Source organism: Psychroserpens sp., assembly GCF_036960315.1.
GTDB lineage: Bacteria > Bacteroidota > Bacteroidia > Flavobacteriales > Flavobacteriaceae > Psychroserpens.
This window is the reverse complement of record NZ_JBALVR010000008.1, coordinates 1-15,331: the sequence shown is the minus strand read 5'-3', so window position 1 is coordinate 15,331 and position 15,331 is coordinate 1. Positions and strand designations below refer to the sequence as shown.

At 32.5% G+C, this 15,331-nt stretch carries 14 protein-coding genes; 2 read left to right on the top strand and 12 right to left on the bottom strand.

Translation table 11 applies throughout. The annotated features are described in order from the left end of the window. Positions 1-54: 54 nt before the first annotated feature. The 6 genes from V7719_RS13330 to V7719_RS13305 all read right to left on the bottom strand — a co-directional run bounded on the left by V7719_RS13330 (position 55) and on the right by V7719_RS13305 (position 5,784). Positions 55-624 carry a Crp/Fnr family transcriptional regulator gene (locus V7719_RS13330; RefSeq protein ID WP_335730421.1) on the bottom strand — a complete coding sequence of 190 codons (570 nt, stop codon included), beginning with the start codon at positions 622-624 and terminating at the stop codon, positions 55-57. 253 nt (positions 625-877) lie between these two features. Further along, positions 878-1,804 (bottom strand): DUF6624 domain-containing protein, encoded by a 927-nt coding sequence (locus V7719_RS13325; protein WP_335730420.1) that lies wholly within the window; start codon positions 1,802-1,804, stop codon positions 878-880. Between the two features lie 403 nt (positions 1,805-2,207). Next, positions 2,208-3,299, bottom strand: a complete 1,092-nt coding sequence (locus tag V7719_RS13320) for a S41 family peptidase (RefSeq protein WP_335730419.1) — start codon at positions 3,297-3,299, stop codon at positions 2,208-2,210. A 317-nt stretch (positions 3,300-3,616) separates the two neighbouring features. After that, on the bottom strand, positions 3,617-4,174 hold the full coding sequence (locus V7719_RS13315) for a YbhB/YbcL family Raf kinase inhibitor-like protein (protein WP_335730418.1): 558 nt from the start codon (positions 4,172-4,174) through the stop codon (positions 3,617-3,619). Between the two features lie 87 nt (positions 4,175-4,261). Continuing rightward, positions 4,262-5,101: a helix-turn-helix domain-containing protein gene (locus tag V7719_RS13310; protein ID WP_335730417.1), complete on the bottom strand. Its 840-nt coding sequence runs from the start codon at positions 5,099-5,101 to the stop codon at positions 4,262-4,264. 128 nt (positions 5,102-5,229) lie between these two features. Further along, positions 5,230-5,784: an acyl-CoA thioesterase gene (locus V7719_RS13305; protein WP_335730416.1), complete on the bottom strand. Its 555-nt coding sequence runs from the start codon at positions 5,782-5,784 to the stop codon at positions 5,230-5,232. 378 nt (positions 5,785-6,162) lie between these two features. Here V7719_RS13305 and V7719_RS13300 point away from each other — a divergent pair, with 378 nt between their 5' ends. Beyond that, on the top strand, positions 6,163-6,675 hold the full coding sequence (locus V7719_RS13300) for a fasciclin domain-containing protein (RefSeq protein ID WP_335730415.1): 513 nt from the start codon (positions 6,163-6,165) through the stop codon (positions 6,673-6,675). 374 nt (positions 6,676-7,049) lie between these two features. On the opposite strand, the gene V7719_RS13295 is transcribed toward V7719_RS13300, so the two are convergent. Further along, positions 7,050-8,468, bottom strand: coding sequence for a T9SS type A sorting domain-containing protein (locus tag V7719_RS13295; RefSeq protein WP_335730414.1), 1,419 nt, complete (start codon positions 8,466-8,468; stop codon positions 7,050-7,052). 411 nt (positions 8,469-8,879) lie between these two features. Here V7719_RS13295 and V7719_RS13290 point away from each other — a divergent pair, with 411 nt between their 5' ends. Then, positions 8,880-10,739: a B12-binding domain-containing radical SAM protein gene (locus V7719_RS13290; RefSeq protein ID WP_335730413.1), complete on the top strand. Its 1,860-nt coding sequence runs from the start codon at positions 8,880-8,882 to the stop codon at positions 10,737-10,739. Between the two features lie 210 nt (positions 10,740-10,949). Here the strand turns inward: V7719_RS13290 and V7719_RS13285 are convergent, their stop codons facing one another. From V7719_RS13285 to V7719_RS13265, 5 genes are all read right to left on the bottom strand, one after another. Next, positions 10,950-11,879 (bottom strand): hypothetical protein, encoded by a 930-nt coding sequence (locus tag V7719_RS13285; RefSeq protein WP_335730412.1) that lies wholly within the window; start codon positions 11,877-11,879, stop codon positions 10,950-10,952. Between the two features lie 205 nt (positions 11,880-12,084). Further along, on the bottom strand, positions 12,085-12,585 hold the full coding sequence (locus V7719_RS13280) for a YybH family protein (protein ID WP_335730411.1): 501 nt from the start codon (positions 12,583-12,585) through the stop codon (positions 12,085-12,087). A 146-nt stretch (positions 12,586-12,731) separates the two neighbouring features. Then, complete coding sequence (locus V7719_RS13275) at positions 12,732-13,268, bottom strand: integrase core domain-containing protein (RefSeq protein ID WP_335730410.1); 537 nt, start codon at positions 13,266-13,268, stop codon at positions 12,732-12,734. 219 nt (positions 13,269-13,487) lie between these two features. Further along, positions 13,488-14,450, bottom strand: coding sequence for an alpha/beta fold hydrolase (locus tag V7719_RS13270; protein ID WP_335730409.1), 963 nt, complete (start codon positions 14,448-14,450; stop codon positions 13,488-13,490). Positions 14,451-14,529: 79 nt separating this feature from the next. Next, complete coding sequence (locus tag V7719_RS13265; protein WP_335730408.1) at positions 14,530-15,219, bottom strand: helix-turn-helix transcriptional regulator; 690 nt, start codon at positions 15,217-15,219, stop codon at positions 14,530-14,532. Positions 15,220-15,331 lie beyond the last annotated feature (112 nt).

The following is a 15,331-nucleotide window of genomic DNA, read 5'->3' as shown; positions in this document are numbered from 1 at the left end:
TCAAAGTCAAAGGTTGTCAATTTAAAATATGATTCCATTAACAAATGATAATGGTTAAGATTTTGTTCTTAATCTGCTCAAAGAAATGGTTGTAATGCCTAAATATGATGCTATATCAGCATGCGGTATGCAGTTTTCAATATTGGGGTAATTCTTTCTTAATAGGAGTAATCGATCTTTTCCTTTAAGAGATGCTAAAGCTATTTCCTTTTCTACCTTTGCCATTAGCTCATTTCTTAATACCGAATTTCCGAATTCTCGAATTTCTAGATCTTCAATCATTAATTTTTCGAACTCTGCAGCATCTATAGTTGCAATTTCCCCATCCGTTAATGCCTGGATATTAATTACCGATTTACCCTCGTGAATTCGTGTAGTACAAGGTGATATTATAGAATTAGACATGAATAAAGAAATCGTAACACTTTCTCCGTTGGGAGTGTTTAGAAAACTTTTGCAGATTCCATCAATTATAAAATACTCCAGATTATTCTTTTGTCCAACTGAAGTCATTAATTCTCCCTTTTTGAATTTAATGTAATCAACTAGGTCATTTAATTTCCCTATTGACTTATCAGAAATTGAAGTTACAGAATTAATAATTGGGCTAATCTTATTGTACATTTTCTTATAATAAACTCTAACTTGTGGCTAACGTGTTTGTGTATGATTTTTTGCGTTGTTTAGGTCTAAAATAGCAAAAGAAAACGAACCAGAGGAAAATCCGCAGGATTTTCCGAGTAATACAGGCCCAAGCAATTGATTATACATTATGTTGTGTGGCGTATTATATTATTCAAGGTTTTCCATTGAGATTCAAATGAAATGCGTATTGCTCAACTATAATGAGTTGTTCAAGATCAATTGGAAGAAACACTTATAGTTTTTGATCAACTTTCCATTCAATATCAAATCTTTCTTTTAAATAAACGCTTAAAGGACCTAATCCTATTTCAGACCTTCGCTTATCCACATATTCGGGTTCTTCAATTGGATGAGGCACACGTTTTGAATTTACGAATTTCCATTGTGTACCAAACAGTTGTTCTTTACCCTCTTCCATTAACAGGCGATCCCTCATCTTGGCATATCTCAGCGGTTGTGCTTCTCCTTGTTTAAAAGCCTTCTCTAGCATAGGAAAATACTTAGATCTGATCTCATATGTAGTATGATTAATAATAAGAGCTGCTCCAGCTGCTGCATATTCTGTAACAGAAGAAGCTGTTGGCCATCCGTTTATGTCTAGAAGTTTTACTAGCTGTTCTTTATTTTCTATCATATTTTTTTCTTCCATGGCAAGAATGGGAAAGATTGCGGGAGTGCCGAAATATCCTCCATTTTGCATGTACTTTTTTCTTTCAATATTCCCTACATACATAAAACCTTGGTCTTTGATAATCATTCTAAATAGCTGCAGCGCAAAAGTTTTATTTTCTATAGGTCCGTTTGTGGCCTCATATTTTCTTAACTGAGAATTTTCAATTTTTTTCCATCTTTGATCTTCAATAAGGCTTAAATAAGTTGGATCATAAAGAGCTTTCAATGTTGAATCATTTTTAAGCGCTTGATTCAAATAACTGAATGCTGAGTCTCTTGCTTGAGCAGTCCATAAAAGAGCATAAGCTGAAGCAATCTTATATGATATTTCAGGGAAGGGGTTTTGTGCTAATGCTATGCTATATTTTTCTAACGCAGGCACAAGTAATCCTTTATTCATTAAACTATCTCCCTGGTTAGCAAAATTCTGCCCATTACCAATTCCAAATGCGCACATAAATAAACTGCAAAAAAATATACTTTTCATAATCCTTAATGTTCGATTTAGGGGCTAATCTATAAAGTTTAATTCACCGAAATAAAAAAAATAGACAGATAACCAGTTTTTTATAAGTTTTGACAATTTCTCCTCGTAATGCTGTTTTATGCTTCCTTATTTTAACAAGGGATTGTTATCGTTGTTTTGTGCTAGCTTTTAAAATAGCCTAAGAGCAACAAAATGAACACAACCTGTTCGTGTATGATTTGCGCGGAATGTTCCGAAGCATTATTCCGATGGAAATCATATTTTAATAAAAGAAAGAAATTTTCTTCTGCTTAAGCAACTAAGCATTAATTATAAACGTTATTATGTTTTGTTGTTTTTTTGGAAAACATATTCCGAATTTTTAGCGAATAAAGTAACTGCTTCATCTCGGAATTTAGTAAATTTATTTAGGTGATTGAGCTTCCAATTCTTTTAAATAAACAGGGATTTTAGAATCTGGGTTTGGTTTTTTCTGCAACTCTTTTAAAATGCTAATTTGAGCTACTCTTTTAGCATCAGTAGCAACACAAGGAATGTCTGGATGAACTCCTACTACCTCCCAAGATTCTTTGGTAACAGGGTGATAATAGCGTGTAAAAGGAATAAAAGCTGTAAACCCTTGAGCCATTTCAAAAGGACGGATTCCATGTCCGCCTCCACCAGTGTCCTCTCCAACTGTTTTAGCTCGTTTATGTCCTTGTAAAGAAGAACTAAACATTTCTGCTGCAGAAAACGTGGAATTACTCGTTAAAATATAAAGAGGTACGTTTTTAAGTCTTTCTAAAGAGGTTGTAGACACAATAAAATTATTAGGGTTAGACGAATTAATTCTCACATCTGTCTCAACCGACCAAGCTTCTCGTTTCAAATCTGTAGAACGAGCATCATTAATAGTTAATAACGTAGGCTCATTCAGAAAGAAGCCAGCCAACATAGCAACCGTATCAGGAGAACCCCCTATGTTATCGCGTAAATCAATAATTACAGCGTCTGAATTTGCAGCGAAAAGCATTGCAGAAGTAATTAAACTTCCTGAATATGTAGGAGGAATAAAACGGTTGAACTTTATGTAAGCTATATTACCATTTAGGTGTTCCATTTTTTTAAAAGCATAATTTTCTTTGGCAATGTGGTCGTAAGATGAAGGCATCATAAAGCGTTCTCCTGCAGGTTCTGCTGGCATAACTAAAAAATGTTTGTCATTACTCCAAGTTACTAAAATGTTAGAAAGGTGACGGGCAAGTGCATTTTTCTCTTTAAAACGGTCGAAATTTCCTTTTCTTAATTCTTTTAATAAATTTTTCTTTAACATTGGTGCTTTCTCACTAATAATATAGTTCACAGCAATTGAATCGGCTAAGTCTTTTACCATTTTATGAATTTCGCCCAGTTCAATAGGTTTTGGTTCTATGGGTCCAGATTTCATTCTTATTCTTTGTCCAAAAATTTGACCAATGCAAAGAGTTAATACAATTATTAAATATACTTTTTTCATTTTTTCATTTTTTTTCATAATTCTCAATAGATAGCTATGTCGTTATTTGATGCGAAAGTATGAGTTAGAGGACTATTAAGTGTTAACTAAGGTTAATAAGAGTTAACTTGTTTGAATCTCTACAGATTTAATTTTAAATATGAAATGATAATTCGTTTTTATTCTCTCTTTCCAATAAAATATAACGTTTAGTATAAGAGTAGTAGTAGATTAAAACGTTTTTACTTTTCCGATAGCCAAGATACTTAAATAAACACAAAAACGGTTTGAGTTATTACCCAAACCGCTATTGATTTTATAATTTGTTAGAAACAGTTTTATTTCTTAGATCTTTTATAGTATGTCACTATACTGGCTTTTGCCAAAGTGTTATTCCATAAATAGTAACCAACTACAGCAGCATTGGTATTAGCATCCAGTCCTAGTTTATCTGTTTTTAGAGCATAAACTGTAATTATGTATTGATGTAAACCATGATCTTCTGGTGGGCAAGGTCCACCATATCCATTTGATCCATAATCTGTAATGCTTTGAATTACTCCTTCAGGTGTAAGATTTAATTTTGTATTTCCAGCACCAGATACTAATTCGTTAGCGTTTACTGGAATATCAAATACTACCCAATGCCACCATCCACTTCCAGTAGGTGCGTCTGGGTCGTACATAGTTACTGCAAAGCTTTTAGTTCCTTCAGGTGCATTTTTCCAAGATAATTGCGGAGATTGATTTTCTCCTGTACAGCCAAAGCTGTTAAATTCTTCATTGATAGTAGCTTCTCCACCTAAATCGTTACTAGACAAAGTAAAAGTGTTTTGAGCGAATAAGGTACTTGATACGGTGATTAGTAATCCTAATATAAAATTTGACTTTTTCATAATGTTTGTTTTTAAGTATGGGACAAAATTATGAGAGATAGTAGTAAATCTTGTGTTTGATACAGTTCAAAAAGTATTGATAAAAGTTCAACTTGATTGATATTGTTTTGGGGTGACTCCAAATTTCACCTTAAAAGCCTGAATGAAATTTGATAAATTCTCATATCCAATTTCCTCAAAGATATCTGATGGCCTTTTTGAATTGTTTTTTAGTAAGAAAGCAGAATGCTCAAGTCTTTTCTCTTGAAACCATTTACTTGGTGACTTATGAAAGTGTTTTTCAAATTCTCTTTTGAATGTTGAAACACTCATGTTCGATAAAAAGGAAAGTTCTTTTACGCTCAGTTTATTTAGTTGGTTGCTCTCAATGGTTTGGATAAATTTTTGGCTTTGATTATCACTATTGTTGATTAAGGAATAAAGAAAGTCGACACCTTTAAATTCAATGAGATACAACATTATTTCTTCAAATTTTGCGTCTAAAATATTTTTTTGGATGGATTTTGAAAGTTTAGAGATGTCCAAAATACTGTTCGCAAATCCCTTAATAAATGCATCGTACTTAAATGAGTAAGTGGAGTAGTGAACTTCAGTATTTGTTTGATTAAGTTCGAATTTCCGTATGAATTTTAATACGGCTTCATTAGAGAAAAAGAAAAGAATGCTTTTATATTTTTCCTTTACGTTAGAAAGCTTTTCTGTCATTAGGCAATGGCCAGACTTCATCAATAGAAATTGAGAGTTGTCTATTGAGCATGATGAATTGTCGAAAAACACTTCTTTCGTTCCTTCTTGTAGAAAACTAAAAGTGTTTTTGTTCAGTAAGATTTGTTGCTTAGAGATTTCTTTAGTGCTTTCATAATCATAAACAGAGATAGAGAGAGAAGAATTCAAATTTAGTTCATCTGGTAATGTAATTATCTTCATTGGGTTCTAATTGTCTCTAACGTGTTTGTATAAGATTTTTTGCGCTGATTAAGCACCTAATTTAGCAAATAAAAACCGAATAGAAAATCCGCAAGGATTTTCGTAAGTAGGCGAGAACTAGCCATTAATTATACACGTTGTTGGCTATAGTTTTTTTTGTTTGCATTTTCAATAATTTCCTTATCCTCCTTAAAAATATTTAAAACCCACAGTGGTGGATCTATTTTTTCGGTTGCGCCAACTTCTTTCATAATGTCTGTTAGAGCAGTAGGTGTATCTCTTTTCCAGACAAGTGTACGCGCAATTCCTATTGCTTTTACTTCATTTTCTTGTTCAAAATAGTGTACATAATAAACCCACTTATCATCCATTCCAGCGCTTTCTAAAATTACATCAAATTTAGACCAAATCTTCAAAGGCTTTCTGTATATTATCTTTTGAGAACCTAATGATGGTGCTAATTTTCTTTTAACAATAGCTTTATATAATTTTGATCTTGCAATTAATTCCCAGCGAATGAAATCCATATAAACAGGATATTTTGCAGCTGTCATAACACGTAATCCATCACAATCAAAAGGACCAACTCTAAAAGTTCTTTTTATTGTCTGGTCATAATTTACTTCACTTTGAAAATTTCTCAGAATTAATATTTTTATAATAGAATACCAGTAATATATCATGTTTCTAATTTTGGGGATGAATTTTTAATGTAGCCTAATTATAGTAAACGTGTTTGTGTGTGATTTGCACGGCTGAGAATTCGCAAGATTTTCAGATGTAGCAAATCAGTAGATTAAAGATATAAATTAAAATTGGAGGAGGGAAGTAGTATTAATTATACACGTTGTTGTGCTTTCGTTATTTCTTGTCTAGTTGTTTGAAATATTATTTTTTAAGGGTCCCTATTTATCATACTTTATTTTGTGTTTTAAGCATAAGTTCTTTGTCGTGTTTTATTAATTATCAATTTATTTGTTTAAAGAAAAGTTAAATAAGTTAAACAAAATGAAATATTTTTTATCTTTACAGAGTATTAAAACTTATAAAAACAATAAATTATGAAAAAGTTAGTCCTTATTTTAACAATTACAATGACTTTAGCCTTATCTAAAAATGCTATTGCACAAGAAACAATAGTAGATGTGGCAGTTGGAAATGAAGATTTTTCGACATTAGTAACTGCTTTAAAAGCAGCCGATTTAGTTGGTGCTTTGCAAGGAGATGGACCATTCACCGTTTTTGCTCCAACAAACGATGCTTTCGCAAAAATTGATTCGAAAGCATTAAGTTCTCTATTAGAGGCAAAAAATCAAAAAGCTTTAGCTAATATCTTGACATATCACGTAATATCTGGTAAGATAACTGCAACTGACGTTGTAGCTGCTTTAAAGAAAGGTAATGGAACGGTAGAATTAAAAGCGTTAAATGGTCAAGTCTTAACTGTAATGCAAAAAGATGGAAAAATTTGGTTGAAAGACATAAATGGTAATTATAGTGAAATTATTGCTACAGATGTAATGGGGAGCAATGGTGTGATTCATGTAATAGATACAGTAGTAATGCCTAAATAAGTAGGAATTATTTGTTATGAATATGAAAGCCTCGAATTATCGAGGCTTTTTTTATTTTCACACTATTTTTTCTCGTATTTCAAAATCTTTTCAACTACTAATTTTACTAAAGAATTTAATCATTGATTAATGATTAAGTAATAATGAAGCACATCGTGTTTGTGCATGATTTCGTTGCGTGTTTTAGCCACTAATTTAGCAAATACAAACCGAATAGAAAATCCGTGAGGATGTTCGTAAGTAGGTAAGAAAAAGCCATTAATTATACACGTTGTTGTGTGTAGTTATTTAATTAATTCAAGAATTTCATAATTAATAATATTCTTGTAAGTTACTGTTAAAAAGTTGACAACTTGACTTTGAATATTTTTAGATTATAGAATCACAATTTTTTTAGTTACCCTTCCTTTATTGGTGTTAATTTCAACATAATAAATTCCTGTAGATAGTTTCGATGTATTTATAATACTAGTATTGATAGAGTTAATCAATTCACCTAAACTACTATAAATATTAACGTATTCTAATTCCGTTCCTTCATGTAAATTAATTGTGAATTGTTCTCTTGCTGGATTTGGGAATAAACTTATTTTGGGTTGGACGAAATCATTAATAGACAATAAATCGCTTAAATCATAAATTCTTGCGTGTCCAGAATCAACACCATTCCCATCATTCAATGAAGCTCCAATAGCCAGAGTACTGGCATCTGAAGACAAGCTAACGCTCCATCCAGAGTGATCTTCACTAGCTTCACCAAATATTTCATTTCCGATCTGAAACCATGAGCCACCTTGATTTTCAAATATACGAGCACGTCCTGTATCAGTTGAACCACTTGTACTACCTATTTCTCCAATGGCTAAAACTTGACCATCTGAAGAGATACTAACACTCCATCCAGTCCTATAGTAGGCGACTTCTCCAATTATATCACTTCCAATCTGATCCCAAGATCCAGAAATATAGCTAAAAACTCTTACGCGCCCTCGTTGAATAAAACTATCTGTAAATTCTGGTTCTCCAATGGCTAATATTTCACCATTGAAAGACAAGCTTACCTCATGAATATCAAAACCTGTAATTTCACTTCCTATTTGCGTCCAAGTTTCAGAAATGTTCTCATATATTCTAACAGAATTAGTATTCCCAATTGCTACAATGTTGCCATCTAAGGACATTTTAACGCTTAACCCTGAATGTTCTGCTACCACTAATCCGATAATATTATTTCCAATTTGGCTCCAAGTACCTGTATCATATTTAAATATTTGTGTTTCTCCAACTTCAGGTGGTGGTGGAATCCCAAAGCCAGGTGCGCCAATTACAATTGTATTTCCATCCGAAGATAAGTTAATACTATTACCAAAGGAAGGAACTCCAGTGGTATTAGTAATATCAGTGCCTTTTTGAGTCCATAATCCAGTTCCAAAGTCATAATTAAATACTTTTACTACATTAGACCATCCACCAATAGCTAAAGTATTTCCATCGGCAGATATGCTAATACTAGAACCTCCAATACCTCCAAAATTTTCACCATTTATGTCAATTCCATACAATGTCCAAAATCCAGCAATATTTTTAAATACACGTATATTACCTCCTCCTCCTGCGGGCCCATTACCAAGCAAAGCAACAATATTCCCGTCCGATGATAAGCTTGTTCTATTACCGAATCGATCTCCTGCTAAAAGACCATCAATATCACTTCCTATTTGTATTTGAGCATGAATGGATAACGAGAAGCATATTAAAACTACTATTATGCACTGCTTTTTTATATCTTTCATCTTTTTGTTACTAAATAGTATTCATAAAAATAAAATAACAAATGTTATTTCTGTCTCAATTTTTTAATTACGACAATGTGTTTGTATATGATTTGTGCGACTTAGAATCCGCAGGATTTTCAGTTGTAGTAAATCAGTTGTTTAAATATATAAATTTTAATTGAAGTAGGAGTGAAGCATTAATTATACACGTTGTTAGTAAACGTATTTTATCAGAAGCAAAAACACTCATCTTTGATTAAGTAATGCAAGCCATTTTATTTTACTGCCTAAATTACGAGGTTTTGTAAGACTCTCACTAAATACATATTAACAATCGATATATGTTTAAGCGAACGTAATTATGTCTTCCAATTTATAAAAGAGTATAAATTCAATCAGGTTCATTGTATAGAATTCTATCTTTGCATTATGCTGCAACCGACAATTCTTTTTATTACACCTCCATTTACTCAGTTAAACACAGCTTATCCGGCTTCTGCTTATCTCAAAGGGTTTTTAGAAGGGTATGAGATATCTTTTTCCCATTGCGATTTAAGTATTGAGTTATTTGCCTCTATTTTTACGAGTAATTTTCTTCGTTCTATCTTTAAGGAAGCAAAAGATTTGGATAATTATTATTATCCTAAGGTTAGTGAAATGAAAGAGCTTTACATTTCAAGGGTTGATGTGGTTATAGGATTTCTTCAAAAGCAGGATATTGAAACTGCAAATAAAATATTGGAAACCAATTTTTTGCCCTTAGGACATAGGTTGCTAAATGTTAGCACTGAAATTAAATGGGAAGCTGGGGAAGTAGGAGTCATTGATAAAGCAAAGCATTTCGGAACACTTTTTATAGAAGAAATAGGCGATTTTATTCAAGCGAATGTGGATGAGTTTTTTGCATTTACTAAATATGCCGAGCAAATTGCCACTTCAGCAAGTAGTTTTCATCAATTAGATGAATTATTGAGTTATCAACCTACACTCATCGAAGATGAAATGATGAATATCTTAGAAGAGAAAATTCAAAAGCATACTCCTGATTTAGTTTGCTTTACGATTCCTTTTCCTGGAAATTTGTTTTCAGCCTTACGTTGTTCTCAATTTATTAAACAGTTTTTTCCTGATATTCATATTGCATTTGGCGGAGGATATTGTAATACAGAATTACGTTCGCTTAAAGATCCTAGAATTTTTGAATTTATTGATTTTATTTCATTGGACGATGGAGAAGGGCCATTATTAAAAATTGTTAATTATCTTGAAGGTGCCATTGATATTAATGAACTTGAAAGAACCTTTGTGCTAGAAAACAGTCAAGTAGTTTACAAGAATAAAATTCCAAACACCATTTTTCATCATAGAAACTTGCCTGCACCAAATTATTCTGGATTACCTTTTGATAAATATGTGTCATTTTTGGATGTAGTAAACCCAATGCATCGTATGTGGACAGATGCTAGATGGAATAAATTGACTATTTCTCACGGATGTTATTGGAAACAATGCTCGTTTTGTGATGTGAGTTTGGATTATATAGGCAATTACCAAAACACAACTGCTGAAGATTTAGTAGATAAAATTGAGAAAATAATTAAAGATACAGGCATTACTGGTTTTCATTTTGTTGATGAAGCTGCTCCGCCTAAAATGTTAAGAGCTTTATCAAATAAATTGATAGAAAGAAATGTAAACATCACTTGGTGGACAAACATTCGATTTGAAAAAACATTTAATTTTGAATTATGTCAGTTAATGGAAAAATCAGGTTGTATAGCCGTCACTGGTGGATTGGAAGTAGCCTCAGACAGATTATTGACTAAGATGAAAAAAGGAGTTGATATAGCACAAGTGGCAAGAGTTACTCATAATTTTTCTGAAAATAATATTATGGTTCATGCCTACCTTATGTATGGGTTTCCAACACAAACCGAGCAGGAAACTATTGATTCACTAGAAGTTGTGAAGCAATTATTTGAAAGAAATTGTATTCAGTCTGCATTTTGGCACCTATTCACAACTACTGTTCATAGTCCAATTGGTAAGAATCCTCAGGAATTTGGAATAGAAATAACGGGACCTGTTTTTGAAGGGTTTGCTCAAAACGATTTATACCACAAAGATTCTCAAGGAGCTGATCATCCCAAATTCACTAAGGGATTAAACCTTGCATTAAATAATTATTTAAATGGAGTAGGATTCAAAGGGGAATTACAAAACTGGTTTGACTTTCCTGTTCTACCAACCAGTCACCCAAAGGGCTTAATCGAAAGTTTTTTATCTTAAATCACAGCTAAAAGACATGTCCAAGAGAATATTTCCCGATTAATAGAATGATCTTAATTTAATGCCAATGTTTGCTAACGGTCACGTGTATGAGCAGTAGCAGATTTCTTCTCACGAACCTTTCGGTTTTGCACTGACCTTTGTTTTATGTTTATACTTTCGCTTTATCGCTTAAACCGCTATTACTTATAAACATTGTTAGCAAATGTTTTATTCTATTTTTTCATTGAAGAGTACATCAGCGTTTACCCAATAAACTTCTCCTTTTTCGACTCCTGCCCATCCTTTTTTTTCAGGGTTATTATATCTTCTGGAGTAGATGAAATATTTTCCGTCAGAAGACATATACGGACAATAATAGCGCCAGTTGCTTTCATATTTTAATGGTATTTCTTTCGGTTTTGTCCATTCACCATTATCATTAAACGTTATTTGAAATTTACCTTGTCCATTAGTAATGGCATACCGCTCATCTGGTGAAACATAAGTTATTAGTTCCTTTTTCTCTGTCTTAGTGTTTATGATAACAGGTGTATCAAATTTTTCATTTCCTAAATATTGTGCACGATATGTGTTCATTCCTCCTTCATCACTTGGTCTATTTGAGCGAAAATATAAACTCCCATCCGCTGTAACAACAGGATAGGTTTCTAAATATTCGGTGGAAACCCAAAAATCCACTTTAGAGGCTAATTCCCATTTATCATCCACTTTTTTACTCTTATAAATGTCTGGTGGTATCGTGTAAAGTTCTTCTCGGGTAACATCATTTTTATAAAGCTTAGGGTCTACACCGAGAAAATACATTGTCTTTCCATCTTTAGTAATTGTGGGGTCACAAGCAACTGAAAATAATACATTATCGTCATACATTTTAATGGGTTTAATGTCAGACCACTTGCCATTAATTAATTCAGAATTGTGAATAACAAAGCTGTTGTCCACAATTCTTGAAAAGAACATTTCTGTATTGTCATAATTAAAAACTACATTAAGTTCGATATTGCCAGTATTAACAATTGATGGTGCAAATAATTTAGGAATTGTAGAAGGAGGTTCTTGGTCGAAATATGAAATAGTGTTGTTTTTACAACTAAAAAATGTTACAATGATTAAGAAAATCGATAAAAATTTATTCATTACTGTTAAAATGTTTGCTAACGTGTTCGTGTATGATTTGTGCGACTTAGAATCCGCAGGATTTTCAGTTGTAGCAAATCAGTTGTTTAAATATATAAATTTTAATTGAAGTAGGAGTGTAGCATTAATTATACACGTTATTGTACGTTCGTACTTACATCAGATTACTTATAATAATATTTTTTCATCTGATTTAATAAATTGACTATTCGGCTGGTAAATTTGAATTAAAAATGTCTCTAAATAATCTCCAATTCCCATCAACTTTTTTCCATAGCACAATATATTTTCCTTGATACACAACAGTCTCGTCTACGAATAACGATAATTCACCTTCCTCTGTTATAAGATTTTCAGTTCCCCAGACGTCAATTGTTATCAGGTTAACACTAGTAATTCCTGATTTTATTATTCCTGATAAGGCTGACTGAATATTTTTTCTTCCAATTACAGCAGGCGCTCCATTATTCATAAATTTGGCATCTCGTGTATACAAATTGGCTATACCTATCGAGTCAGCTGCCGCAAAGAACACCTTAAACTCACCGTTAGCAGCTTCAATTTCTGCCTTGGCAGTTGCCAAATTAAATGTAGGCTCAGTAACAGCGTCCTTTGTTTCTTCTGCTTTTTTGTTACAGCTGGAAATAGAAGAAACTAATAATAGCGTAACAGCTATTAGGGTCAAAAATTTTGTTGAGTTTTTCATTTTACTATTTTTTATGGATGCCTACTCTAATCGGTTTTCGGCTTTTCCGTTAATTCAATATTTAATATTTTCAAGTTCAAAAGGTAGTACTTCTATTAGTTTCTGTATGTCTTGTCCTGAAATATGGCTACAGGTTAAAATTGATTTTACGCTGTTAATTTATATACCATATTCGGTGTTTTATAGTCTAAAGATAAGTGTAATCTTATTTCGTTGTATAAATTAATTTCATTTTTTGCAGCTCTTTTCGCGTGCGTTACGTTTGTAAAGGTCTGATCAAGATAAAACTCGTCTTTTAAAATGCCGTTTACACGCTCTGCCATTCCATTTTCGTAACAATGATTTTCTTCTGTCATACTGATTCTAATCTTTTTTCTCTTTAGTATTTGTGTGTATTGATTGCTACAATACTGTATTCCTCTGTCTGAATGATGAATAACTTGTTTAATGTCTTTTTGAAGTGCTTTGATTCTTGTTATTTCATTTTTAGTTTCGACTTTTACTCTGGTGTTCATTAAGTCTTTACGTTCGTACTTTCTAATCCATTCATTAATGGTTGTAGGTGCAATATTGTAGAGTTTCCCGAGTTCACTCTTAGTGTATTTACCAGTACTAAGTTCGGCTAAAATTTTTAATTTGAATGGTTCGCTGTAACGTCCAATTACTTTGTCGTTTTTATACATAACTGTTTAGAATTATGTAGCCTTATTTCAGGACGGGTCAAGCTTGCGCACAACGTTTATGTATAAGAATAGTTGCGGGAATTTCGTTTAGAATATTCCGATTAGTTAAAGATAGTAATTTGTAGGAGAAGTTCCTCTTCCTTAACCAACTGTAGAAATGAATTATACCCGGTGTTGTAAGCCGTTTTTTCTTTAGTTAAAATAGTTTCGGTTTTCTTTTTAGTAATTTTGTTGTTCCAGCCATTTTAAAATCGCTTGATTCGTTTTTTCTGGCTTTTCTTGCTGAATCCAATGACCACAATCCAGACTAACTACGTCCACATTAGGAACTAAGTTTTTAAGGTTTTCAGACTTTGGTATCATATCCCGTTCGCCATATATCATAAGAGTCGGCTGATTAATGATTGGGTTCACGTCTGCTAATAAGTGCCAGTTTCGGTCAAGGTTTCTGTACCAATTTATACTACCTGTGAAACCTGAAGTTTCGAAAGTGGAGACGAAAACAGCCAATTCATTTTCGCTCATTATAGGTTCACCAAGTGATTTTTTTGCCCTTGCAAGATTAATCATTAACATTCCTGGTTCAGGCGCTGTAAGAGGTACATTTTTTCGGAACAAATTTTGAAGGAACTGAGATTTGTTTTCATCTAATATAGCGTCTGCGACTCCTTGTTGTCGATTAAAGTGAACAAAATAGTTATCCTCACCAAATATCTCCTCCATCCATTCAATCCAAGGTTTTTCTCCACGAACTTGATAAGGTAAAGCCAAGTTTATTATTTTATTTACTCGTTTTGGATGTAATAATGCAAGATTCCAAACAACATTTGCTCCCCAATCATGACCAATGAAAGTGGCATCTTTATATCCATAGTAATCGAGTAGTGCAACCAAGTCACTAGTTAAATGTTCAATATCGTACTTTGTTACTTCTGTTGGACGAGATGAATTACCATAACCACGTTGATTAGGAACAATGACATGATAGCCAGCTTTAACAAGTTCGGGTATCTGAAAACGCCAAGAAAATGCGTGCTCAGGAAAACCGTGGCAGAGTACAATTGGTTTACCTTTATTTTGTTGGCCTGCTTCAAATACTTCGAGTTCTATACCATTGACTGAAATTATAGTAGGTTTTGGGAATTCGAACGAATTATTTTTTCTGTTCATTACTGTTGTCATTTTTATTATTGTTTAATAATTATTATGATACAAAAGTAAAGTCGACTGATGACAGCCTTATGGCAAGGGTCAAAATGGATTAATGATATTTATCAAAATATTCTTGTAAAGTCATATTGTGAGGTTCGAAATTTTCTGTTAGAATCTCCATCTTTTGAATTCTGTCTGGTCTAAAAAAACGAAATTCGTTACGCAAACGACACCATGCAACTAAATACCAATTCTCGGAATTTAATATAGCAAATGGTTCTATCAATCTAATGGATGCAGAATTTTCTTTATTAATGTATTCTATTTTAACAAGGTTGTAATTGGTTAAAGCATATTGTAAATCTGATAAATTATTACTGTTCCTTTCTTGATTTATGACTTGATTGTATTGAGTTCTATCTGCAAGTAAATTAGCTTTGTCTTTGGTGGTATATCTTAGAATTGATTTTATTTTATCAATTGCTTCTGAGTAATCCTTTACAAATGATGCATCCTTACTTTTTAATACTAACTGTTCAGCAAGTATTAAGGCATTTGCTTGTTTTTCAGTAAACATTACAGGCGGAATTTTATATCCATCCATTAATGTATAGCCCTTTCCATCTTCTGTTAATACTGGAACACCTGATTGTTCCAATGCTTTTATGTCTCTGTAAATGGTTCTCTTACTAATATCAAATTTACTTGCTAATTCAGAAGCAGTCACAATTCGTTTAGTTTGTAATTGAATTAAGATTGCTGTTAATCTTGATAGTCTATTTGTTTCGGAATAATCCATTTTTCAATGTAGTTATTGGTTTTTTTAAATGGCTTACAACGTTTATGTATAAGAATAGTTGCGGGAATTTCGTTTAGAATATTCCGATTAGTTAAATATAGTAATTTGTAGG

What these genes read in the sequence shown, in the direction of transcription:
- V7719_RS13330 (WP_335730421.1), bottom strand. Translation starts at nt 624, where the DNA reads ATGTACAATAAGATTAGCCCAATTATTAATTCTGTAACTTCAATTTCT.
- V7719_RS13325 (WP_335730420.1), bottom strand. Translation starts at nt 1,804, where the DNA reads ATGAAAAGTATATTTTTTTGCAGTTTATTTATGTGCGCATTTGGAATT.
- V7719_RS13320 (WP_335730419.1), bottom strand. Translation starts at nt 3,299, where the DNA reads ATGAAAAAAGTATATTTAATAATTGTATTAACTCTTTGCATTGGTCAA.
- V7719_RS13315 (WP_335730418.1), bottom strand. Translation starts at nt 4,174, where the DNA reads ATGAAAAAGTCAAATTTTATATTAGGATTACTAATCACCGTATCAAGT.
- V7719_RS13310 (WP_335730417.1), bottom strand. Translation starts at nt 5,101, where the DNA reads ATGAAGATAATTACATTACCAGATGAACTAAATTTGAATTCTTCTCTC.
- V7719_RS13305 (WP_335730416.1), bottom strand. Translation starts at nt 5,784, where the DNA reads ATGATATATTACTGGTATTCTATTATAAAAATATTAATTCTGAGAAAT.
- V7719_RS13300 (WP_335730415.1), top strand. Translation starts at nt 6,163, where the DNA reads ATGAAAAAGTTAGTCCTTATTTTAACAATTACAATGACTTTAGCCTTA.
- V7719_RS13295 (WP_335730414.1), bottom strand. Translation starts at nt 8,468, where the DNA reads ATGAAAGATATAAAAAAGCAGTGCATAATAGTAGTTTTAATATGCTTC.
- V7719_RS13290 (WP_335730413.1), top strand. Translation starts at nt 8,880, where the DNA reads ATGCTGCAACCGACAATTCTTTTTATTACACCTCCATTTACTCAGTTA.
- V7719_RS13285 (WP_335730412.1), bottom strand. Translation starts at nt 11,879, where the DNA reads ATGAATAAATTTTTATCGATTTTCTTAATCATTGTAACATTTTTTAGT.
- V7719_RS13280 (WP_335730411.1), bottom strand. Translation starts at nt 12,585, where the DNA reads ATGAAAAACTCAACAAAATTTTTGACCCTAATAGCTGTTACGCTATTA.
- V7719_RS13275 (WP_335730410.1), bottom strand. Translation starts at nt 13,268, where the DNA reads ATGTATAAAAACGACAAAGTAATTGGACGTTACAGCGAACCATTCAAA.
- V7719_RS13270 (WP_335730409.1), bottom strand. Translation starts at nt 14,450, where the DNA reads ATGACAACAGTAATGAACAGAAAAAATAATTCGTTCGAATTCCCAAAA.
- V7719_RS13265 (WP_335730408.1), bottom strand. Translation starts at nt 15,219, where the DNA reads ATGGATTATTCCGAAACAAATAGACTATCAAGATTAACAGCAATCTTA.